The organism is Streptomyces sp. P9(2023), from assembly GCF_032436795.1.
Taxonomy (GTDB): domain Bacteria; phylum Actinomycetota; class Actinomycetes; order Streptomycetales; family Streptomycetaceae; genus Streptomyces.
On the sequence record NZ_JAUPWM010000309.1, the window covers coordinates 1 to 311 of the forward strand.

The 311-nt window shown below is 67.2% G+C and carries 1 protein-coding gene; it reads left to right on the forward strand.

Annotated elements, in window-relative coordinates; all coding sequences use genetic code 11:
• Positions 1–12: 12 nt before the first annotated feature.
• Positions 13–311 (forward strand): hypothetical protein (locus tag Q5762_RS37745; RefSeq protein WP_315896831.1); only part of this gene is annotated, 299 nt, incomplete at its 3' end.

A 311-nucleotide genomic window follows, 5' to 3' on the forward strand; every position in this document is an offset into this window, starting at 1 on the left:
GGACACTCCCGTGTGTGGCTGTCCGATCCGATGGCACCGCTCGGTGCGGTGGTGGTGGGTGTTCTGCGCTCGGAGTCTCGTGGCCGGTGGTCGTCGGCGTCGGAGATGGTGCGCCCGATGGGTGGTCTACCTGTGACGGTGGGTGGTGCGCGTCAGGTGCGTGTCCGGTCGTGGCGTCTGGTCGCTGAGGATGAGGCGACGGTGCAGGCGGTGGACCGGATCATGCTGGCCGGGCCGACTGTACTGCTGCGAGGCGACCCGGAGTGTATGGATCATCCGACGGGGATGCTGTACGTGTCGGCTGCTGATGT